At 52.3% G+C, this 23,552-nt stretch carries 18 protein-coding genes; 6 read left to right on the top strand and 12 right to left on the bottom strand.

What is annotated here, in order from left to right; translation table 11 throughout:
- The first annotated feature begins 495 nt into the window (after positions 1–495).
- Positions 496–2,049 (top strand): L-lactate permease, encoded by a 1,554-nt coding sequence (locus tag SK35_RS21260; RefSeq protein ID WP_048215028.1) that lies wholly within the window; start codon positions 496–498, stop codon positions 2,047–2,049.
- 500 nt (positions 2,050–2,549) lie between these two features.
- Here SK35_RS21260 and pdxY read toward each other — a convergent pair whose 3' ends face one another.
- The 9 genes from pdxY to SK35_RS21305 all read right to left on the bottom strand — a co-directional run bounded on the left by pdxY (position 2,550) and on the right by SK35_RS21305 (position 13,461).
- Positions 2,550–3,407, bottom strand: coding sequence for a pyridoxal kinase PdxY (gene pdxY, locus SK35_RS21265; RefSeq protein WP_048215029.1), 858 nt, complete (start codon positions 3,405–3,407; stop codon positions 2,550–2,552).
- Positions 3,408–3,418: 11 nt separating this feature from the next.
- Positions 3,419–4,684 (bottom strand): aromatic amino acid transporter, encoded by a 1,266-nt coding sequence (locus SK35_RS21270; protein WP_048215030.1) that lies wholly within the window; start codon positions 4,682–4,684, stop codon positions 3,419–3,421.
- A gap of 189 nt (positions 4,685–4,873) precedes the next feature.
- On the bottom strand, positions 4,874–6,244 hold the full coding sequence (locus tag SK35_RS21275; RefSeq protein WP_048215031.1) for a tyrosine phenol-lyase: 1,371 nt from the start codon (positions 6,242–6,244) through the stop codon (positions 4,874–4,876).
- A gap of 810 nt (positions 6,245–7,054) precedes the next feature.
- Entirely contained in the window at positions 7,055–8,065 is a 1,011-nt protein-coding gene (locus tag SK35_RS21280; RefSeq protein ID WP_048215032.1) for an Ldh family oxidoreductase, read from the bottom strand.
- 11 nt (positions 8,066–8,076) lie between these two features.
- Positions 8,077–9,678, bottom strand: a complete 1,602-nt coding sequence (locus SK35_RS21285; protein ID WP_048215033.1) for an APC family permease — start codon at positions 9,676–9,678, stop codon at positions 8,077–8,079.
- A gap of 11 nt (positions 9,679–9,689) precedes the next feature.
- On the bottom strand, positions 9,690–11,297 hold the full coding sequence (locus SK35_RS21290; RefSeq protein WP_048215034.1) for an aldehyde dehydrogenase (NADP(+)): 1,608 nt from the start codon (positions 11,295–11,297) through the stop codon (positions 9,690–9,692).
- Between the two features lie 14 nt (positions 11,298–11,311).
- A complete protein-coding gene (locus SK35_RS21295; RefSeq protein ID WP_003830108.1) occupies positions 11,312–12,232 on the bottom strand; it encodes a dihydrodipicolinate synthase family protein in 921 nt (306 codons plus the stop codon).
- Positions 12,233–12,370: 138 nt separating this feature from the next.
- Positions 12,371–13,186 carry an AraC family transcriptional regulator gene (locus SK35_RS21300; protein WP_008786078.1) on the bottom strand — a complete coding sequence of 272 codons (816 nt, stop codon included), beginning with the start codon at positions 13,184–13,186 and terminating at the stop codon, positions 12,371–12,373.
- A 92-nt stretch (positions 13,187–13,278) separates the two neighbouring features.
- Positions 13,279–13,461 (bottom strand): hypothetical protein, encoded by a 183-nt coding sequence (locus SK35_RS21305; protein WP_048215035.1) that lies wholly within the window; start codon positions 13,459–13,461, stop codon positions 13,279–13,281.
- Between the two features lie 33 nt (positions 13,462–13,494).
- Between SK35_RS21305 and SK35_RS21310 the strand changes: the two genes are divergently transcribed.
- From SK35_RS21310 to SK35_RS21330, 5 genes are all read left to right on the top strand, one after another.
- Complete coding sequence (locus SK35_RS21310) at positions 13,495–14,436, top strand: 4-hydroxyproline epimerase (RefSeq protein ID WP_048215036.1); 942 nt, start codon at positions 13,495–13,497, stop codon at positions 14,434–14,436.
- On the top strand, positions 14,433–15,536 hold the full coding sequence (locus SK35_RS21315) for an NAD(P)/FAD-dependent oxidoreductase (RefSeq protein ID WP_048215037.1): 1,104 nt from the start codon (positions 14,433–14,435) through the stop codon (positions 15,534–15,536). The genes SK35_RS21310 and SK35_RS21315 overlap by 4 nt, the downstream gene beginning before the upstream one ends.
- Entirely contained in the window at positions 15,533–15,787 is a 255-nt protein-coding gene (locus SK35_RS21320) for a (2Fe-2S)-binding protein (protein WP_048215038.1), read from the top strand. Before SK35_RS21315 ends, SK35_RS21320 begins: the two co-directional genes overlap by 4 nt.
- The gene (locus SK35_RS21325; RefSeq protein WP_048215039.1) at positions 15,774–17,030 is read left to right on the top strand and encodes an NAD(P)/FAD-dependent oxidoreductase; all 1,257 of its coding nucleotides are present in this window, start codon (positions 15,774–15,776) and stop codon (positions 17,028–17,030) included. Before SK35_RS21320 ends, SK35_RS21325 begins: the two co-directional genes overlap by 14 nt.
- A 495-nt stretch (positions 17,031–17,525) precedes the next feature.
- A complete protein-coding gene (locus tag SK35_RS21330) occupies positions 17,526–18,398 on the top strand; it encodes a phosphorothioated DNA-binding restriction endonuclease (protein ID WP_082193791.1) in 873 nt (290 codons plus the stop codon).
- A 174-nt stretch (positions 18,399–18,572) separates the two neighbouring features.
- Here the strand turns inward: SK35_RS21330 and SK35_RS21335 are convergent.
- From SK35_RS21335 to SK35_RS21345, 3 genes are all read right to left on the bottom strand, one after another.
- Positions 18,573–19,693 (bottom strand): IS3-like element ISSen4 family transposase gene (locus SK35_RS21335; RefSeq protein WP_085950818.1). Its coding sequence is split into 2 segments (ribosomal slippage): positions 18,573–19,435 and positions 19,435–19,693, totalling 1,122 coding nucleotides; the frame shifts between segments, so codons are not numbered across the junction.
- A gap of 714 nt (positions 19,694–20,407) precedes the next feature.
- Entirely contained in the window at positions 20,408–21,316 is a 909-nt protein-coding gene (locus SK35_RS21340; protein WP_053071025.1) for an HNH endonuclease, read from the bottom strand.
- 2 nt (positions 21,317–21,318) lie between these two features.
- Complete coding sequence (locus tag SK35_RS21345; RefSeq protein WP_048215042.1) at positions 21,319–23,472, bottom strand: AAA family ATPase; 2,154 nt, start codon at positions 23,470–23,472, stop codon at positions 21,319–21,321.
- Positions 23,473–23,552 lie beyond the last annotated feature (80 nt).

Here is a 23,552-nt window from a genome sequence, read left to right on the forward strand (position 1 = left end):
TTTGTATTTGCTTGTTTTACTAATGTCTGGGTTCATTATGATGCACGGATCGTTTTCCTTTGATAGCGACTCTCCTCTTCTTATATCAGGACAATCGCAAATGTCTGTATTTTCATTTGTATGACAAAACCAAATAATCTCCTAATCAACATGCATATGCAATACCCATGTTTATTTATTTCGGACTTGCTCACATTTTTATATTGAAAACAACAGTGTTATTAACACCTTATAAAATAGTTTCAAATGATTACTACTTTCGTCACTATCATTATTAAAAATGTTATTAAATAACCACTTATGGGTATTTACCTTGCTCTTAAGTATATTTACATGGCATTGAATTTTAATTAAAAGATTACAATAGTTACAAAACCACAAATCATAATTACTTTATTCACTGAAGCGATTCAGTTTACATATTTTATTTACACGGCAATGTAGCCTTCCCGCCATAAATATAAATCAGGTTTAATGAACCAATCAGGAATAGCAATGAACGAATATTTTATGTTTGCCCTGGCACTCTCTCCTTTACTACTTATGGTATTTTTAATACTGAAATTAAAAATGCCCATCCATTATTCCGTACTGATTTCTTTGGTATTCACCGCTGCACTATCGGCAATATTCTGGGAAATGCCCGTACAAAATCTGAAAGCCGCGATAGGCTATGGTGCACTGAAGGGGTTATGGCCGATTGTGATTGTGATCCTAGGCGCTATTTTCAGTTATAACGTCATGCAGGCGACCAAAGCGCTGGATATTTTGCGCGATATTCTCGCCAGCATTAGCGAAGATAAGCGTATTCAGGTGCTGCTGATTTCATGGTGTTTTGGTGGATTTCTTGAAGCCGCAGCGGGCTATGGCACGGCGGTCGCTATTCCGATCGGCATTCTTATTGCGCTGGGATTCAACCCGCTGAAGGCTGCTATTGCTTCTCTGGTGGCGAATACCGTTCCCACCGCATTCGGCGCGGTCGGGATCCCGGTTTCTATTCTGGCAGAGCAGGTTAATCTGCCGGTTTATACCTTAGGCGGAACCATTATTTTGCAGCTCGCGCTGTTTAATATCCTGCTGCCGTTTGTGATTGTCTGCATTATTGGCGGCGGCCTGAAAGCCATTCGTGGCGTATTTCTGATCACGTTGATTTGCGGCATCACCACGCTGGTTCCGCAATATTTTGTCGCCATCCATCTTGGCGCGGAATTACCCGCTTTTGCCGGTAGCCTGGTCAGCCTGTTTGCCGTGGCGATGGTCAGTCGCCTGCGCAAAGGGAAAACCGATCCCGAGTGGCGCATTGAGGTCAGCCATACCCGCGAAACCACGCCACGCTCGGCAAAAGTGCTGTTCCGCGTGGGCTCTATCTATCTGTTTATTTTTGTATTTATCCTGCTGTGTTCGCCGCTGTTCCCGACAATAAAAGGCGCGGCGTCCCAACTGGCTTCGGTGCTGCATTTCACGTTGGCTGACGGCAAAACGATGGCACTGAAAGTTGAATGGGTGACCACACCAGGGATGCTGATCATCTTTGCGACCATTATCGGCGGTTTTATTCAGGGAGCGTCCGCACGCGGGATGCTGGAAGTATTTATCAAAACGATTTTCCAGCTTAAAAACTCTATCGTCGCAATTATGGCGATCGTCGCGCTGGCCACGGTGATGGATCTCAGCGGGATTATCTCCACGCTGGCGCAGTCGATTGTCGATCTGACCGGCAGCTCGTACGTCTTCCTCGCCCCGGTGATTGGCGCGCTGGGCACGTTCGTTACCGGCAGCGATACCAACTCGAACATTCTGTTCGGCAAGCTGCAAACCATTGCTGCCAGCAAGTTACATATCGATCCCAACTGGCTGGCGGCGGCCAATACCTCTGGCGCTACGGGCGGGAAAATGATTTCGCCGCAAAGCATCGCCATCGCGGTTTCTGCCACCAAAATGGACGGTCAGGCCAACCAGATTATGTCTGGCACCATGAAATACTGCAGCGCCTACATTGTGATCCTCGGCTTAAAGGTTGGTCTCTTTTATTACTGGTTTATGGCGTAAACCATTGTCAACCCCGTAAAATTCGCGGCAATCGTATTTGACGACACAGTGACCAAAAAGGTTTACACCGCCCCAGGAACGGAACAAGGCGACAGGCTTTACGATTTGTCGGCGCTGACTAAAATAGCGCCGATGTTTCAAATCGAGGATTGTTGTTATGTTGTTCTGGAAAAAGATGGTGAAGAAGTTCGACGCCTTTTCCGCGTTGATTCCACCACGCTACTTCCGCGTGTAATACCTGGCACTTATGCCTGATGGCGCTTCGCTTATCAGGCCTACATTTCACACTCATTTGTAGGCCTGCGTTTCACGCTCATTTGTAGGCCGGATAAGGCGCGAGCCGCATCCGGCAGCGACAGCAGCGTAAAATGTTCACCCCTTCCTCTTACGCAGACCGCATGCTCTTAACACCGCCACCCACAGACGAAGCCACGCGAAACGGTAGACCAGAGGATGCTGAAGCCGCAGCAATGTCAGAAACATAGAGCCCCCTCGTGGCGCTACAGTACCACTGCCCGATAGCGAATTTGCGGATCCATTATCTGGTGACGCGCATCTATCAGTCGCAGTTCATACGAATCATGCTCTTTCGTCAGTCGCATCACCGCATCGACGACACTGGTGGTCCGCTCCAGCGCCTGCTTGTCCTCATAACCATTGAGCAGTGAGGCCAGCATCAAGCTGCAAATCAGATCCCCAACACCCACCGGCATTTTGGCAAAGGTATACAGCGGCCGGGCAATGTGTAACGTCTGTTCCGGCGTCACCAGCAGCATTTCAAACGCCTGTTTGTCCCGTGAGCAGTCGCCGAGATGCTTCACAAGCACCTTCTTCACACCCCACGACACCAGCTGCTGCGCAGCTTCCACCACCTCGTCAAAACTACGCAGTTGTCTGCCCGTCAGCACGCCCAGCTCATAGAGATTCGGTCCCATGATGTCGGCCAGTTGAATGGCATCATCGACAAAAAAGGACTCTACGCCCTGCGCGACAATGCAGCCTTTTTGCGGATCGCCCATCACCGGATCGCAAAAATAGAGCGCCTGCGGATTACGCTGACGAATGGTGGTGACAGCGTGCTTCACCTCTTCACAATGGCGTTTATCTCCAAGATACCCGGACAGCACGGCATCGCATTGCGCCAGCTTTTGCAGGTCATCCAGCCCGCTGATGATGGCACTCAGCTCGCCGTGCGGCATCGCCATGCCCTGCCACATCCCGTACTGGGTGTGGTTGGAAAACTGTACGGTGTAAAACGGCCAGACATCGATCCCCGAAAGCTGCATCGGCAGCACAGCGGCTTTATTTCCGGCATAGCCATAAACGACTGACGACTGAACAGACAACACGTTTTTCATTTTGACTCCGTCTAACGAAACGTTGGCAGCAGACCAAATACGTCCAGAACAACCGTCAGATAGACAACCGCTCCACAGACAATCACCAGGTTAAGCACGGTGTTATTACAGGGCGCGGTATAGCTGGCGGTCGGAAAACGTTTCCGCGCGGCTTTCACCAGGAACGGCGGCAGGATCACGCTCCAGATGGTAAAGGCCAGACCGGCGTAGCCAATCGCGTGCACAAAACCGTTCGGGAAGAAGAAGCACACGGCGGCTGGCGGGAAGTAGGTCACCAGCGCGGTTTTCAGTCGGCCCATGCCGTCATCCGGGAAGTGAAACAGGTCGGCGATGTAATCGAACAAGCCAAGCGTCGCCGCCAGCAGAGAACTGGCTACTGCGAAGTTGCCGAAGAAGGTCAGGATCAGATCCATATACCGGCTGGTGAACAGCTCGCTGATGGCTTCAACAAACACGTCGATATTGCCGCCTTTGGCGATAATTGGCGGGAACGCGGAACGGCTGATGTTACCCATCGTGACGCCCAGCCAGAAGATGTACAGCAGCAGGGCAAACAGCGTGCCGATGATAATAGAGCGCGTAATATTCGAAATCCCGCGCGTGCCATACAGCTTGACCAGGCTCGGCACGTTACCGTGAAAACCAAACGAGATAATACAGAACGGCAGCGTCATCAGAATGTAAGGCAGGTACTGTGAGTTGGGCAGTGCCACCGCCACGCTGTCGACAAGTTTCGCCACTTCAATATGACCAACCAGCCCAGAGAAAGTAGCAAAGAACGCGATAAACTTACCGATAATCAACACGGTAGTGATGCGTCCGACCAGCAAGGAGCTGTACCAGGCAATCGCGCCGACCAACATACTGACGATCACCACCGAGATATTCGCCGGAAAGCGCACGCCGCTGTATTTGAACACGGTTTGCGCCATCACCGCTGACGATCCGGAAATATAGGCATAGGTCAGAATATACAGCACAAAGCCGAAAGCGATACCGACAACGATATTCCACTTACGGCCTAATAAATCCTGAGTAAAGGTATTAAAACTGGCACCGGCACCATAATGCAGGTTGACTTCAACCAGCATCAGACCGGTTAATAACATCATGATGGCGATAAACAGAAGAATAACAGACGCACCGGGGAACCATACGCCGGCCATCGCAATCGGCAGGGAGAACATCCCGCCACCCACTACGGTCGCGATAACCAACATGGTTCCGCTAATCAGTCCGGGGGTACTACTCTGTCGCTCAATGGCATTAATATCCATGATAAATGTTCCTGTAGACTATTCGTTATAATTACAGCTGTCATTTGTACATCATGCGGATAATAAAAATGTCGGAGTCAGGGTTTACTTTTTTTAGTTATGTCACGGTAACGGGCACCGCAAAGGCTTCCTGTTCATGGAAAAGGAATACAAAAAAGCCCCATCACGTGATGGGGCCATAACTATTTTTTAGATGTAATCAAAGCGTGCAGTAAAGAAACGCAACTGCTTCGGCTCGTAAATAAACTTCAGCCCGCGAATATCTTCTTTGTGCTGGTAAAGTTTAATAATACCGTCAGCCACGACATCCATATGTGCATAGGTATAAACACGGCGTGGAATAGTCAGACGCACGGTTTCCAGTTTCGGTCTGTGGTGTTCACCGGTCACGTTATTACGGCCCGCAGAGATAATTCCGCGCTCCATACTGCGCACGCCGGTTTCCACATAGATGCTGGCGGCCAGACTTTGTGCCGGGAACTCGTCCTGCGTCAGATGCTCGCAGAAGCGACGCGCATCGAGGAATACCGCGTGACCACCTACCGGTTCAACAATCGGTACGCCAGCGGCTTTCAGCTTATCGCCCAGGTAGCGAACCTGCTTCACGCGGTGCTCGATGTACTCGTACTGCATGGCTTCGCGCAGGCCAATCGCCATGGCTTCCATGTCGCGTCCGGCCAGGCCGCCGTAGGATGGCATACCTTCGTAAACCACGACTAACTCTTTGGCAGAAGAGAACATTTCGTCATCGTTCATGCACAGGAAGCCGCCGATGTTCACCAGACAGTCTTTTTTACCACTCATGGTACAACCGTCGGCGTAGCTGAACATCTCATGCACGATCTCGGCGATGCTCTTGTTCTCAAAGCCCTGCTCTTGCTCTTTGATAAAGTAGGCGTTTTCTACGCAGCGGGTAGCGTCGTAGAACACTTTGATGCCGTGCGCTTGTGTCAGTTCACGCACCGCACGCATGTTCGCCATCGAGACCGGCTGCCCGCCCGCGAGGTTAACCGTCACCGCCAGGCAGATATACGCAATATTCTCGGCGCCTTTTTCATCAATCAGTTTTTGTAATTTTTTAAGATCGATATCACCTTTAAAAGCAATATTCAGACCGGCATCGTGCGCTTCGTCACGAACAATATCGACAAACACCGCACCATTTTTTTCCTGGTGATAACGGGTGGTAGTGAAATACATATTCCCGGCAACATATTGCCCTGGTTTAATAGCCAGCTGCGATAACAGGTTTTCTGCGCCACGCCCCTGGTGAGTCGGAACAATATGTTTAAAGCCGAACAGTTCCTGCACAGTTCTTTCCAGATGATAGAAGTTTTCGCTGCCCGCGTAAGCTTCATCACCCATCATCATTCCGGCCCACTGCTTGTCGCTCATTGCGTTGGTGCCACTGTCGGTCAGCAGGTCAATATAAATATCTTTCGAATTTAACAGGAAAGTATTGTAACCCGCTTCCTGCATTTTCTTAAGGCGCTCATCACGCGGGATCATAGATACAGTTTCAACGCTTTTAATACGGAAGGGTTCTGCCGGATAATTCATTTTGTTTCTCCAGTAACAGTGGTCATGTACGTATTAATGTGAAGTAAATCATACCTGGTTCATCAATAAAGTCTGATGAAATATAACTATTCGCCTCCTGAGCCAGGGGGAGAAATAATGTGGAGGCACTATGCAAGATTTGATTGATTATGGAAATAGCCCGGTCAACATTAATCACTGGCAATAATTTAAAAAGCTGTAAATGTGAGTGATGCAAATCACACGTCATTTTTTTACTCGTTCATATTCAACGAGTTTTTTTTGCGTGTTGATTTGCCCTTCACCGTTGCATGTCACTGGAGAGGGAAAATACTGAAAACTTAACTTTCCAGGCTGTTCTCATAATGTATTGCTCAATGAGTACACCCCAATTTGTGAGAGTCGGATCACTTCATGGAGTGATATTTGTGATTTACATCACTAAAAGTGTAAAGCAAAGTGTACAAAACAGTGTTGTTTCAGAGTTTGCTATTTGCTTCAGTGAGTTAGATCACATTTTTGGTCTGATGCCGACAGGCGTTGTTTTCTGGAGCGTGGGGATATTCAGGCGTGTGAAAGATAATGAATAAATGCGATGAATAATACCGGGTTTATTGGGATGAAGGCGTTTTCTATTTATTCCGAAAGCATGCTATTCGCGCTTATTTCATCTTATTTACATCTGGACTTACCGAAGATCACTGGGGGAATTTACAGGGGTTTTATTAGCGCGATACGAAGGTGCGCCAACACCTGCGCATCGCTAATCACAGTAACTATTTATATAAACGTATAACAGGAGGGACATCATCCCTCCTGTTCTCGCGATAATTATTTCACTAACGCAGATATATCCTTGAACAGCGAATGGGCTATTTCCACACCGTCACGAGTTGTACGCATACGGGAATGATAGCGACGCTCGCCCGGCAAACGCGCCCCTTGCCGCTGCATATCGGCAAAGAGTCTCTCGGCACGTGCAAGATGCTGCGGAGCCTCCCGTCCCAGAAAGCGGGCCGGGTCCAGGGCCAGAATCAGCTCGCCACCATAGGGCAACCCGCCAGCCCCTTTATCCCACGCCAGCGATTCCGCGCTGGTCATATCGCCGATGAGCGGTCCGGCAAGCAGTTCCACCATTGCCGCCAGTGCCGACCCTTTATGCCCGCCAAACGTCAACATCGCACCGTCGAGGATCGCCTGCGCGTCGGTGGTGGCCTGACCGTCACCGTCAATCCCCCACCCTTCCGGCACCGCTTTTCCCGCCCGTTGATGGAGTTGGATCTCTCCCCGTGCCGCCGCACTGGTGGCCATGTCGAAGATAAACGGGAGTTTTTCTTCACGCGGCCAGCCAAATGCTATCGGGTTAGTGCCAAAAAGCGGCTGCGTCCCGCCTGCGGGAGCAACCCACGCATGGCTGGGCGTCGTCGCCAGCGCCACCAGCCCTGCCTCGGTGAGCGGCTCAACGTCGGCAAACAGCGCCGAAAAGTGCACACAGCGGTTAATCGCCAGGGCTGCAATACCACTGTGGCGCGCCTTTTCTATCAGCAGCGGAAGCGCGCGCTCGAATGCCAGCAGGGAAAATGCCCCACCGGCGTCCACCTTCACAATGGCCGGCGCGGTATCGGTGATAACCGGTTCAGCGTCAGGTGACACCTTTCCTTTACGTCGCGTCTCCACAATCCCCAGCAACCGCCACAAACCATGCGAGGCACAGCCATCACGCTCACCGTGGGTCACGTTGGTCGCGATCGCCACGGCATGCGCTTCACTGAATCCGTTCCCGCGCAGCACCTTATATGCCAGCGCATAAGCCTCTGTTAACGAGAGGTTTACCATCTCCATGACCGACTCCTTTACTCTTCTTCATCACCGGTAAAGTTAGCCCGCGGCAGACAGGTTCGCTCACCCCAGTAGTAAATTCCCAGCGACATCACCGCCACCACCACCGTATCCCACGGATGACCAATCACCCCTGTGCCCCCAAAACTACCCAGCCAGGAGAAGAGCATAATCAGCGCGTAGAAGGCGATAAGCCACAGAGACGATTTCACCTGCTGCGCCAGACTCACGGTGTGTACCGGCACTTTTGATTTGCAAAGCACATAGACGACAAACATCACAATCTGCAGTCCCAGCAGCCATGACAGCGTGCCCCAGCCAGACCAGAATACAATCAGCGCCGAAATCACAAACGACACCGGACCGATAATCCCGAAGGCACGCACGCGGAATGGACGCGGCAAATCCGGTGCATTACGACGCAGCCCCGCCGCCGTGACCGGGGCAATGGCGTAGCTCAGTACCAGCGCCGCCGACACCACGCTTATCAGCTGTTCCCATGACGGGAACGGCAATGTCCAGAAGATAGACAATGCAAAGGTCAGCCACAGCGCCGGACGCGGAATGCCAGACTCTTTATCGATGTGGGTAAACGTCTTAAAGAAGGTGCCAGCTTTCGCCCAGCCATAAATCACGCGCGGCGTGGCGTTCATGTAGATATTGCCGGTACCACTTGGGGAGACAATCGCGTCGCACACCACCATAAACGCCAGCCAGCCCATACCGAGCGTAATGGCGATATCCCGGTACGGCAGCGAAAATTGCTTGCTGATCTCCGCCCAGCCGCCACCCAGCATATTGGTCGGAATACTGCCAAGAAATGCCAACTGCAACAGCACGTAAATAATCGTCGACAGCACCACGGATAAAATCAGCGCCACCGGAATGGTACGCTGCGGATTCTTGACTTCACTCGCCACAGAAATAATTGGCGTCAACCCCAGGTAGGCGAAGATGATCCCACCGGCGCTAATCGCAGCCTCAACGCCCGACATACCAAAGGGTGCAATCCCCTGAACGTGCAGGTTCTCAGGTTTGAAAAAGGTAAATAGCGTCACAACGACCGCCAACGGCACCAAAAATTTCAGAATACTGATGATGTTATTGGAACGGGCAAACGTTTTTACGCTGTAGTAATTCAGCCCGAAGAACAAACACAGCAGCAAAAACTGCACCACCCATCCCAGCAGCGTTGGATCGCTTGAGCCAGTTTGAGTCAGCATCGGGAACCATGCTGCCGCATACTGCCGCGCAGCAACAATCTCTATGGAGATGAGGCTTGAAAACGCAATCAGCGTAATAAATCCAAGCAGATACCCCATCAACTCACCGTGGGAAAAGACCGGATAACGGATAATCCCCCCGGCACGAGGCAGTGCCGCGCCCAGCTCACAATAGACAATCCCTAACAGCAGAACGGCAATCCCGCCGATGACCCACGAGGCAATGCCCGCAGGTCCAGCAATCGATGCCACATGGCTTGCGGCAAACAGCCAGCCGGAACCGAAGATAGCCCCAAGCCCAATAAACGTCAGGTCGGTTAGCGTTAGCTGCTTTTTAAATTTACCCACCTCAGCAACGCGGGCCTGTGTTTGGTGCGTAGAGTGAATCGTCATGGTCATGCCCTTCAGTCAACAGAGGGGGAAATGGCTTCCCGGGTCCACTGCCCGTTAATCAGGCGCAGCAGGTTCAGAGGGTTGTCATCCTGGACAGCAGGCGGAAGCAGCGCGGCAGGCACATTTTGCAGGCATACCGGGCGTAAAAAACGGTCGATGGATTGCGTCCCTACCGAGGTACCGCGAGCATCGGTGGTGGCAGGCCACGGACCACCGTGCACCATGGCATCACAAACCTCGACACCGGTCGGATAACCGTTAAACAAAACGCGTCCCGCTTTTTCGGTGAGGGCTGGCAGCAGGCGCTGCGCCAGCGGCCCATCATCAGATTCGGCGTGCACAGTAGCCGTCAGTTGGCCCGGAATCACGCGCAAAATGGACTGCAACTCCGCCTCATCGGCCACCTCGACCAACACCGCCAGCGGGCCAAACACCTCCTGCTGTAGCAGTAGATCCTGTGCCAGCAGCAGCGAAGCCGGAGCCTGATACAACCGGGCCTGCGCGCGGCCGATAACCGATTCATCAGACCCTGCCAAACGCTGAATATGCGGATGTGCCTCAAGCGCGCTGACACCCTCTTCATAATGGGCAAGCGTCGGGGCATTCAGCATGATCTGTGCCGGTGCCTGGTCAACCGCGACCTTCAGCGCCTGCGTGAAGCGGGACATACCCTCGCCGCGTAAGACAAGGATCAGCCCCGGCTTGGTACAAAACTGCCCACATCCCAAAGTGAAAGAGGACACCAGCTCATTGGCCAGCGTTTCTGCCCGCGTGGCGACAGCCTGCGGCAGAATAATCAGCGGGTTAATGGCCGACATTTCCGCAAAGACGGGGATCGGCTGCGGACGCTGCTGCGCCAGCTGCCAGAGCGCCTTACCGCCGCGCAGCGAACCGGTAAAACCCACCGCCTGAATCGCCGGATGGCGAACCAGATCCGCGCCAATATCGGTGCCGAAAATCATGTTAAAAACGCCCGCAGGCAGGCCAGATGCCGTGACCGCACGCACAATCGCCTGGGCAGTCAATTCCGCCGTCGCCATATGTCCGGGGTGCGCTTTCACCACCACCGGACAACCCGCCGCCAGCGCGGATGCGGTATCGCCTCCTGCCGTAGAAAAGGCCAGCGGAAAATTGCTGGCCCCGAACACCGCCACCGGGCCAAGCGCGGTCAGATACTGACGCAGGTCCGGGCGTGGCAGCGGCTGGCGGTCAGGGAGTGCGGTATCAATACGTACGCCAAAGGCATCGCCCCGACGTAGCGCCCCGGCAAACATGCGCAGCTGATTACTGGTACGGGTGCGCTCTCCCTGTAACCGCGCCAGCGGCAGTGCCGTTTCCTGGTGGGCTATGGCGAAAAAATCCTCACCGAGCAAATCCAGCTCGTCGGCAAGGGTGTCGAGAAAGCGGGCACGCACGTCCGGCGCTGTCTGTGAATAGACAGGAAACGCCTGGTCAGCCGCCTCCGCCGCGGCGGCGGCCTCCTCACGAGAGGCCGGGTAAAAATGGTATCCGGTCAGCTTGCCGTCAGCGGCACGCAGGCTTGGCAGCGTCGCCTCACCACTTGCCACGCGACGTCCGGCGATAAACTGCTGACCCGAAACAGAGAGAGGTAGCGTCATCATCACTCCTTTACTTAAAGGCCGACATCCGGCAGCTGTGGACGGGTCGCCAGCGCCTTCTCAACAATCGCCACCACTTGCGCACGGGTATCCCCTTCCAGCGCCAGACGCGGTGGACGGGTAATGGCGCTGCCACGCCCCAGCAATTCTTCACAGAGCTTGATGCACTGCACCAGATCCGGACGTGCATCCAGATGCAGCAACGGCATAAACCAGCGGTAAAGCGCCATCGCTTCCTCATAACGCTGTTGTTTCGCCAGGCGGAACAACGTCTCCCCTTCACGCGGGAAGGCGTTCGACATTCCGGAGATCCAGCCTTCCGCCCCAACGGCAATGCTCTCGACCACCACATCATCCAGCCCAGCGAACAGCACAAAGCGGTCGCCAACGGAGTTGCGCAGGTCGATAAAACGGCGGGTATCGCCGGAGGAGTCTTTGAAGCAGACGATGTTGTCGCAGTCGGCAAGCGTCGCCAGGATATCTGGCGTCACGTCGTTTTTGTAAATCGGCGGGTTGTTGTACACCATGATGGGCAGGTCGGTAGCCGTAGCCACACTGCGGAAGTGGGCCGCTGTTTCATGCGGTTTTGAGGAATACACCAGCGCAGGCATCACCATAATACCGTCGACGCCCACGCGCTCTGCCTCTTTCGCCATCTTCTGTGCAAACGCGGTGGTGAATTCGGCCACCCCCGCAATGACTGGGATCTGACCGCCCGCAGCATCTTTCGCTACTTCGATAATCTGCAGCTTTTCCTGCGTTGTCAGAGAGGTGTTCTCCCCCACGCTGCCGCACACCACCAGGCCAGAAACACCATCCTTGACCAGGTTTTTCATCACCGTATGGGTGGCATCCAGATCCAGGGAATAATCGCTACGAAACTGGGTGCTGACTGCCGGGAATACACCGCTCCAGTGAATGGCTTTCTTGCTCATGTTCGGTTCCTTGTCGTCAATTTGTTAATTGAAAGTGAATGAATGGTGAATATTCACTGACAGATTGACGTTTCAGGCGACCGACTGCTTGGTGGTTTTCTTCCTCTTTGATGACGAAATTAGCACAGTGAGTGTGTCTTACCCGGCAAGCGTAATACGAAAATCACGCGGTGTAGAGCCCGTCATCGCCTTAAACTGGCGGCTAAACGCGCTGTGATCGGTATAACCGCACTGCAACGCAATATCGGTAATCGGCGTATCGCCCGCCAGCAGTTCGGTGGCTTTTTCCAGCCGAACTTTGTGGATCATCTGGCGCGGCGTGAGATGAAAAATACGCTTACAGTAGCGCTCAATTTGCGCCACCGACATGCCGCTCAGGGCAGTTAGCTCTTCCATCGCGATGGGACGGTGATAATGGTTGCGGATATGATCGTCGACGATCGCCAGCCGCTGCCACGCCGGGTGACGCGCCTGCGCTTCCTGCAGATCGTGTGAAATCCCCGCCATACCGATGACCTGGCCCTGCGCATCCCGCAGCGCCAGCTTCTGGGTCAAACACCAGCCGCGTTCACGACCGTTGTAGAGATGCATTTCCAGCTGATCGCGCAGCGTTACCCCTTCGCGCAGCACCCGCATATCCTGCTCGGTATAGCCCAGCCCAAGCGCTGAAGGGAAAACATCGGCAGAGGTTTTACCCAGCAGAGAAACCACCGTCTTAAACCCGCAGCGTCGTGCCAGGGTCATATTGACCATTAAATAGCGGGCCTGTACATCTTTGATAAAAAAAACCACATTCGGAATGGCATTGAGCAGCGGCGCAATCAATGCCATCGCATGGAGCAACGTCTGGATATTGTCCGGACGCTGACGCGCCAACCCCTCACATATCTGGCTAAGTTCAGCCACTTCAGGCACCGGCGACGGGGCCCGCACATCATTAATCACACAGGACATCACGCTTCCTCCCGATTAGTGATCTGAATATTTATTAACTTTTTGTTAACCTAGCAAGCATCCTTACTGTGTTTTGCGATCCTGCCGTAGATTTATAATTTCCCCTTTTCCAGCCACTGGCGCAGTTGCCTATTTTGGTTTACCACGTCACTAACAAAATGATTAATAACAAATAAATATGATAATGCCTTAACGATGACAGCGGTCATTATGCTGATTTCGTCATTTGCGGTGACGAAAGCGATCAAGCCGGGACGCAAGGCTTGCGTCAGCATTTAGCAACAAAACATTAACTTCCCGGAGATCCTATGGCAGCACAGTACAGTGAACTGAGAGTGATTGATTCTCACACCGGCGGTGAACCCACTCGCCTGGTCATCGACGGCTTTCCGGATCTGGGAACGGGGAACATGAGCGAGCGTCGGGAGCGTTTTTCCCGCGACTACGACGACTGGCGTAAAGCCATTATTCTTGAGCCGCGCGGTAACGACGTTCTGGTCGGTGCATTGCTCTGTGAACCGGTTTCGCCACAGGCCACGGCGGGAGTCATCTTCTTTAACAACTGCGGCTTTCTGAACATGTGCGGTCACGGCACCATCGGGCTGATTGCCTCGCTGGCATGGCTTGGGCGCATTCAACCCGGTAAACATCTGATTGAAACGCCGGTGGGCGATGTGACCGCCACACTGCACGAAGACGGCAGCGTCTCGGTCGAAAACGTGCCGGCCTACCGCTGGCGTAAGCAGGTACAGGTTGAAACCGTCCACGGTACGGTAACGGGTGATATCGCCTGGGGCGGCAACTGGTTCTTCCTCGTCAACGATCATCCGTTCTCGGTCTCGCCGGAAAAGATCCCTGAATTGACGGAGTACGCATGGGCAATCCGTGAAGGGTTAGATCGTGCAGGCATCCGTGGCGAACATAACGGCATTATCGATCACATCGAACTGTTTGCAGAAGATGATCGCGCGGACAGCCGCAGCTTTGTACTCTGCCCCGGAAAAGCCTGGGATCGATCGCCCTGCGGCACCGGCACCAGCGCCAAACTGGCCTGTCTGGCAGAGGACGGTAAGCTCAAATCCGGAGAATCCTGGCGGCAGGCGAGCATCATCGGCAGCGAATTTACGGCGCATTTCGTGCCGCATGGCGACAAGATCGTCCCGACGATCCGCGGGGAGGCATGGGTCTGTGGTGATAACAAGCTGATCCTCAATCCTGAAGATCCGTTCTGCTGGGGGATCTCGCTGTGATCGAAAGTGACGTCATCGTTATCGGTGCCGGGATTATCGGGGCCGCCTGCGCCTGGCAACTGGCCGCTCGCGGGCAGCGAGTCACGCTGGTCGATGACGGCAATGCGGGCGCGACGGCGGCGGGTATGGGTCACCTGGTGTGCATGGATGACGATCCTGCGGAGCTCGCACTCTCCGCCTGGTCTCTGGCAAGCTGGCGCAAACTGACGCCCCGGATGCCGGAAAGCTGTGCCTGGCGCGGATGCGGCACGCTGTGGCTGGCGGAAACGCCGCAAGAGCTTGCGCTGGCAGAAGAAAAAAAACAACGGATGGCACAATACCAGGTTGTCAGTGAAATGCAGACCCGCGATCGGCTTGCCGCACGCGAACCGCTGCTCACCGCCGGACTCGCTGGCGGGCTGTGGGTCCCCGGCGACGGGATAGTTTACGCCCCAAACGTCGCCCGCTGGTTTATTAACGATGCCGATTTAACGCACCTTCGGGATAGCGCCCTCTCTGTTGATGCCCCTTACGTCACCCTACACAGCGGCAAACGACTGCGCGCGCGCGCCATCGTCATCGCCAGCGGTCTGGGTGCCAACACGCTGCTGGGTGAAAACTGGCTCAGACCCAAAAAAGGTCAGTTGGCGATCACCGACCGCTACGGCCCCTTGCTCAGCCACCAGCTGGTAGAGTTGGGATACGGTGCCAGCGCCCATGCAGGCGGCACCTCAGTGGCATTTAACATTCAGCCACGCCCCACCGGACAGTTGCTGATTGGCTCCTCCCGCCAGTTTGATAACACCGACCGCGAGGTTGACCTCCCTCTGCTGGCACAGATGCTGGCGCGAGCGCGCCATTTTTTACCCTCTCTGGAGACGCTTAATATCATTCGTTGTTGGAGCGGTTTTCGCGCGGCATCGGCTGACGGCAACCCGCTGATTGGCCCACTCCCTGCGCGTCCGGGTATCTGGCTGGCGCTGGGACATGAAGGACTCGGCGTCACAACCGCGCCAGCAACCGCCGAGTTACTTTGCGCCCAGATCCTTGGCGAGCGCCCGGCGGTGTCCCCGGATGCCTGGCTTCCCGCTCGCCTGCACAAGCAGGAGGCCATCGCATGACGACCCTGAACGTAATTATCGACGGCCAGACCTGTGAGGTTCCCGTCGGAATGAGTATTGCCGCAGCACTGGCCCTGGTGGGCAACAGCGTGACCCGTCGTTCGGTGAGTGGTCAACTGCGCGCGCCCTTCTGCGGAATGGGGGTGTGTCAGGAGTGCCGCGTCACGGTGAACGGACACCGGGTGCTGGCCTGCCAGACGGAATGCCAGCCCGAAATGGTGATTGAAAGGAGCCATCATGCAAAGCGTTGACTGTGAGATCCTGATCCTTGGCGCAGGGCCAGCCGGATTGTCGGCGGCACTGGCTGCCGCACGCTGTGGAAAATCAGTGATAATCCTTGATGACAACCCTCGCCCCGGCGGGCAAATCTGGCGCGACGGGCCGCAGGTCTCGCTCCCCCGGCACGCCAGACGGCTTCGTCAGGCGGTAGCTGAACATCCCAACATCACACTGCTGAGCGGTACCCGGCTAATTGCCCGCCCCACCCCACATTCCGTAGTCTTCGAAACCGCAGACGACTGCGGCGAAATCCGCTGGCAGCGGCTGATTTTATGCTGCGGCGCCAGAGAACTCTCGCTGCCTTTTCCCGGCTGGACGCTACCCAATGTGACGGGGGCTGGAGGCCTGCAGGCGCAGATAAAACACGGTCTGCAGCTCAAGGGGGAACGCGTGGTCATTGCAGGCAGCGGTCCTCTTCTGCTGGCGGTCGCCAGTACAGTGATACGCGCTGGCGGGAATATTGTCGCCATCATCGAACAGGCCCCGATGAGCGCACTGGCCCGTTTCGCAACCGGGCTATGGCGCTGGCCTGAAAAATTGCGTCAGTTCGGCGAGCTCTTTCCAGCCCGATATCATCCGGCAAGCCAGGTCATCCAAGCGCAGGGTGATACCTGTCTGCAGTCAGTGACCGTGCGCCACCAGGGGCAAACCCGCGAGATTGCTTGCGACAGGCTGGCCATTGGCTATGGGCTGGTACCGAATATAGAACCTGGCGCAATCTTTGGCTGCAAAACAGAAAATCAGGCTATTTGGGTCGATGCGGATCAACGCACCAGTGTGCAGGACATCTATGCGGCAGGAGAATGCACCGGCTTTGGCGGCAGCGAGCTGGCGTTAGCCGAGGGAGAAATTGCCGGCTACGCCGCCGCAAATTGTCCGCAAAAGGCCCAAAGCGCCGTCTCCGCGCGCGCCCGCTGGCAGCGTTTTGCCCAGGCGTTGCATACGACGTTTGCGCTGCCGGAGTCGCTAAAAGCCGCGACCACCGCGGATACGCTGCTCTGCCGTTGTGAGGATATTCGTTGTGGCGACGTGCAAAACGCCGAAAGCTGGCAGGCTGCAAAGCTCGCCTCACGCTGTGGAATGGGGGCCTGTCAGGGGAAAGTCTGCGCCACCAGCGCCCGCTGGCTGTACGGCTGGCCGCTGCCGCAGCCGCGCGAACCGCTCTCCCCCGCGCGTATCGACACGCTTATCCATCTTGCAAAGCCTGAGGGGTGATGGTCAGGTATAAAGGCGCCCACTGGCGCCTTTTTTGATGTGGTGTATCCGTAGACCTTTTCGTCAAAGGGAATAATTTTTATCTTCACCCATATCTATTTCGCTCTGTGTATTGGGAACCGAGCGTCCTATTTCTGCCAAACATTCAAATATATAAAGGGAATGTAATGCATGTTTAAAATATGATAAACCCAACACTTCAAATTACCGATATTGCTTTTATTAACAAGCAGAAACCAGCATAACACCCCAGGAAATAACCTTTTCTTTTCGTATAGTTAGACAAATAACAATTACTAAAGCAAGGTTTTTTATCCCCCCCATATGAATGAGCATGAATAACTTAAAAATAATATGGCGAAAAAAGTGTTTTATTTAACCTGCGAATTCGATAATGAATATTGTTTTTAGTGTTGGCCGAAATAGACACAGCAACGCTTGATTAAGTGATATTTTGCGAGCATCATCGCAATTATTTACCCGAAAATGAAATCAATGACTTCCAGTAAATCCCTGCAACAGGCAATTGCCGACATCACCATCTGGCGTAAAGGCGAGCAGCGTGCGCCGCACAAGCCTCTGCTGCTACTTCATGTGCTGGCGGGGTATCAGCAGGGTCACGGTCGCCTGTTTGACTACGGGTCGGAAGTTCGCGACCCGTTGCATAGCCTGCTGGAGCGATTTGGGCCACAGCGCGCGCAGTACCGCCCCGATATGCCCTTCTGGCGCTTACAGGGCGATGGGTTCTGGGATCTCCAAAACGCCGAACATTGCTCAACATCCGGCAGCAGCAAACAGCCCCCTGCCGGAGAACTGGTGACGCATAACGTTGCCGGAGGTTTTGATGAACAACATTTTGCCCTGCTGAAAAAGAGCAAAAACCTCATTAACACCCTGGCACAGCAAATTCTCGAGGCTCACTTCACCGAAAGCATCCAGGAAGAGATCGCGGATGAACTGGGATTTGATATCCTGCAAATCCGCAAACAGCGGGACCCGTTGTTCCGCCAGCAGGTTCTGCGTGCCTATAACTATGAATGCGCCATTTGTGGCTTCAATATGCGCCACGACAGCACTTCGGTTGCCCTGGAAGCCGCCCATATCAAATGGAAACAGCACGGCGGCCCGTGCGAGATTTCGAACGGCCTGGCGCTGTGTGCAATTCATCATAAAGCCTTTGATAAAGGTTCGATTGGGCTGGATGAGAGTATGCGGGTTCAAGTGTCGCCCGCAGTGAATGGCAGCGGTATGGTGGGCAGACTGTTCTGGGATTTCGAGGGGAAGGAGATTGCTCTACCGATGATGCGCGAGAATTATCCAAAAGAAGGGTTTGTGGAGTGGCACAGGAAGGAGGTGTTTAGAAGGTGAGTGCGAAGGCCGGACTCGAATTTCACACCTAATAGACTGATACAAATGTAATTTATAAACAGGCATAAATGGTTATACCCGCACTTGTACCCACAAGTTAAAATCCGTATAAAAATAGACATTGCAAGTGGGTATAAAGCCATACTGACCTGCCCCCACGATTAGATACAACACTCAGTTAGTAACGTCGGAATCTTCATTCTCAGAATGACCCTTTCTCCAGCCCGCTGCAAATTCAGACGGTGTCTGATAATTCAGCGTGGAGTGCGGGCGGCATTCGTTATAATCCTGCCGCCAGTCATTAATAATTTTCCTGGCATGAACGATATCGCTGAACCAGTGCTCATTCAAACATTCATCGCGAAATCGTCCGTTAAAGCTCTCAATAAATCCGTTCTGCGTTGGCTTGCCCGGCTGGATTAAGCGCAACTCAACACCATGCTCAAAGGCCCATTGATCCAGTGCACGGCAAGTGAACTCCGGCCCCTGGTCAGTTCTTATCGTCGCCGGATAGCCTCGAAACAGTGCAATGCTGTCCAGAATACGCGTGACCTGAACGCCTGAAATCCCAAAGGCAACAGTGACCGTCAGGCATTCCTTTGTGAAATCATCGACGCAGGTAAGACACTTGATCCTGCGACCGGTGGAAAGTGCGTCCATGACGAAATCCATCGACCAGGTCAGATTGGGCGCCGCCGGACGGAGCAGCGGCAGACGTTCTGTTGCCAGCCCTTTACGACGTCTTCTGCGTTTTACGCCCAGGCCACTGAGGTGATAAAGCCGGTACACGCGCTTATGATTAACATGAAGCCCTTCACGGCGCAGCAACTGCCAAATACGACGGTAGCCAAAACGCCTGCGCTCCAGTGCCAGCTCAGTGATGCGCCCTGATAAATGCGCATCAGCAGCCGGACGGTGAGCCTCATAGCGGCAGGTCGACAGGGATAAACCTGTAAGCCTGCAGGCACGACGTTGCGACAGACCGGTCGCATCACACATCAACATCACGGCTTCCCGCTTCTGGTCTGTCGTCAGTACTTTCGCCCAAGAGCCACCTGAAGCGCCTCTTTATCCAGCATGGCTTCGGCAAGCAGCTTCTTGAGTCTGGTGTTCTCTTCCTCAAGCGACTTCAGGCGCTTAACTTCAGGCACCTCCATACCGCCATACTTCTTACGCCAGGTGTAAAACGTGGCATCGGAAATGGCATGCTTGCGGCAGAGTTCACGGGCGGGTACCCCAGCTTCGGCTTCGCGGAGAATACTGATGATCTGTTCGTCGGAAAAACGCTTCTTCATGGGGATGTCCTCATGTGGCTTATGAAGACATTACTAACATCGGGGTGTACTAATCAACGGGGAGCAGGTCAAACGTTCTAGTATTACGCGATGGTGCTCAGGATCTTTTCTGGAAATCGAAAATCCGTAGCCTTGAGGCCGACGAAGTTCCAGTCGATATCCATCATATTTTCCCGAAAGATTGGTGCGAGAAGAACGGAATACCAAGACGTAAGTATGATTCTATCATTAACAAAACACCGATTTCATTTAAAGCAAACAGAATGATTGGCGGTTCAGCCCCATCGGTTTATCTAGCGTCGTTGCAATCTCATCCCCAAGTACAACTAGCTGACGCCGCGATGAATGATCTCTTGAGAAGTCATAACATCCCAGTAGACTCATTACGCACTGACAATTTTGAAGCATTCTACGAGCAGAGACAAAAAGAATTACTTGGACTGATAGAGAGGGCAATGGGTAAGGCTTTGAACCTAAGCTGATTCACCTCGGCACAATTCAGTCTTTGGCTTACAGTACCATTCGCGACAGTAAACTAGTTAAAGGATGGCATCACTACCCTCATGAAAAGTCAGCCAAACTGTCTTCAGAAAAATGTCAGTTGGCAGTCTGCAGACTGCCAACTAGCATGTAGACTGCCACGCTGTTTTTTTTGAGGGAACGAGGCTATGTGGATAGCGTATCATTACAGTGACAACGGCTACATCGATTAAATCATGGCAACAACCCAACAAGATATCGCTTTAGCGTTTTCATATGCGGTTCGATGTAGGATTTCACCATTGAGGCATACTGCCGGTTAGGTTTATAGCAGGCATGCAACTCATCGATATCCTGCCCAATCTTTATTAGGCAGCGATCCCTCGCTTCACAGGCTGGCATAATCGCTGTAATGTCTATCAGCTGGTAAATATTTTTTACTTGAACTTCAATCTGTTGTAACACTGCTGCCCGCTCATTCACCAGTCCAAATCTATTTAACCCCATGATTTCAATGCTACTTACACCCTTCTGATCCGGCTGTGCCCCCAATAATTTTGCCAATAGGATCGGCGCCTTCGTATTACTGATATGCCAACTAAGATGGTCATCAGGATCATGTTGGCAGGGGTTGATCAATAGAGGGACTTCAAGGGCGAGGTTATCTTGGCTATTCCACGCCCGGTAGGGGCCGGAAACAGGAAAGGCACATTCCTTACCAGCATTTTCCATCGTATCGGTAAAAACAATAGTTCCATCTGCCTCTAAAACAGCGATCTTCTGTCCGCGACGTCGATTGCAGTCTGTGCACGAGGGCAATAAATTATCCCAATCAAGAGCTAGCCACCAGTAGCCTGGGTGTGTCTGACTTTCATTTACTTTTCCTTTGGGGCGGTAATGCTCAACATCCATTTTCTGGGTGCCAATGTATTTACTCTCACAATAGGCACATTTCCCATGAAAAAGGCGTTCTAAAGCTTCGACGATATCATCTTCTTTATATCGCTTAAATTTATAAGTTTTACTCGGAGCTGGTACAGCTGTGTAATAGCTTTGCGCGGCAGTACGTTCATTATCAACAACATTACCCGCCATGGTTAGTGAGGTCGGTACCGGCTCGGCTGAACGATCAATTTTAATCATGATCAATAACCTTTTTGAACCAGGACGTTAAGGATAGCTCTGATGGCATCCTCTTTAATATCTTTGGCTTCAGGCTGCTTTCGCGTTACGGAAATCAAATATCGCGCTAATGCCTCATGGACTACACGCTGGCTCAGAGTCGTGCCAAGCACAGTCATTTCACTGAGTTCCTGTTCTACCTGACGAATATACTCCGCCTGATGGTCTCCCTCTTGTCCGGCAATATCTTCTAGCCTCCGTTCAAGATCCGGATCATTAGGTGTAAGAAGACCAAAATACTCAGATGTAAGAAGTTGTTCCGTTCTCAATCCCTGAAACCTAGGCAGATCGTCTTCCTCGGTGATTGAGTGCATTTCATCACGTTTTAACACATGCACTTCACCATCAAACATTCCTCGCAAACATAGAGGGTCGTGGGTCGTAAATATGAACTGGATTCCTGGCATTGCTCGCCGGAAAGCGCTCACCACCTGCATTTTCCACCGTGGATGCAGATGTGTTTCAATTTCATCAATTATGACAATTCCGGAAGCATATTCCAGGTTGTCCCAACGCTTAAGCATATGACGCATAATGTCGATAGCCACATAAAACAAAGCCTTGTAGCCATCACTCATATTTTCAAGCGGTGTGTTACGCTTGTGCGCACGGACCATGATATGTCTTTGGTCATTGCGGAAAATGATATCATCCTGTTTTAGAGCAAGGATCTCCTTCATTGCCCTAGCAACTGACAGAAACACGTCATCATCACATTCTTGTAACCATCCGGTTGGATTTGACAACAGAGCAACTGGATTGAATAACGTATTGCTTATAATACTATTTCTTAGGCCTCCTTGCTTAAGTGGTTTCACAAAGCGTCTTGCCCCATATGCCAGAAAAACAATGTTGCTAACACCTTCCCCGATGGCATTGAAATTTTCATCGATACGAAACATGCTACTCGTACCATCATTAAATGTAAGACTAATCTCAGCAGGTTGAATATGATCTACAGTCCACTCACCATTGTCCCGGGCAATAAAGTCGTCATAGACCAGGTTCAGTTTTTTACGCTGAGCTGCGGTCATCATTGCTAGTGCAATAGATTGAAGAATTGAACTTTTGCCTGTCGCATTTTCTCCTAGTAGCATCATACAAGGGGCAAGAGATTTTGACTCACTGTGTTTCAGATTCAGGGTGAAGTGACCAAGGCCTTTAAAATGATGAATATCGATTTTTTTCAGATGACGAGAGGCCTGACTTTCATAATCTAAGATGCTGGCAAATTTGTCATATTCAACATCCCTGTAACTTAGCTGCTCAATTTCCTCAAATATCTCTACTAGGGTATCCGCATTGTTATCAAATGCAAAGTACCCAAGTTTCACGCTGTCGTTGATAAAGGATTCGACTTTGTTTGTGGAACGGCATGGTCTCCCCCCAACATGCTCCTTCATAAACATAGCTATGATCAAATTTACTATACCCTGAGGGCAATCATCACTTAAATAAAATTTTTGGAATTCATCGACAGAACCTTCCCTTCCGGGGAAGAAGGAATGGACATGATTGATTTGTTTTTGTCGGGAAAAAATCAGGTCAGTTCGGTTGAGATCAAAAAGCATGAGGGTGTGCTGCCCCTTATCTGTTAAGGCCACCAGTGTCCCATCACGACTGAGCGACAGGTGCCGAATGGGGTCATCCAGACAGGGATTAATCAACAATACCGTTTCTAGAATGTTTGCACCTCTCCACGTCGAAAGAACTGGAGCTCGTGCGGACCCAACAGGGAAGTAATTACGACGCACACGATTACACCCTGAGCACGACAAAAAAAGATTGTCCCACACATATGCCAACCAACCGTAAGAATCCAGACTTTCCTCTTCCTTTAGCCCTTTTGCGTTACTGAGAGGGCGAAAATGGACAATTTCCCCATCATGTGACGCAACATGGGTTTCACACCAAGCACAGCGGCTATGGAAGGTTTTCTGCAATGCAGACCAAACGCTTTCAGAATAAAAAATTTCTTTATTAATGGGAGGACGGCTGTGACTACGCAATTTAGGTGACTGGAGAAAATATTTTCTCAACTCGCTTTCTTCTTGAACAATACGAGCCGGTTTTAAATCGTCTGGGATGTCGGCGTTGAGTCTTTTAATCTTTCTCATGAAAATCCTGGCAAGTTGGTCGGCGTGACGTCATAACGAATGGTTTAAATATTAAGCATAATCGTACGCCTATTTCGTTC

The organism is Citrobacter sp. MGH105 (assembly GCF_001037485.2).
Taxonomy (GTDB): Bacteria; Pseudomonadota; Gammaproteobacteria; order Enterobacterales; family Enterobacteriaceae; genus Citrobacter; species Citrobacter portucalensis.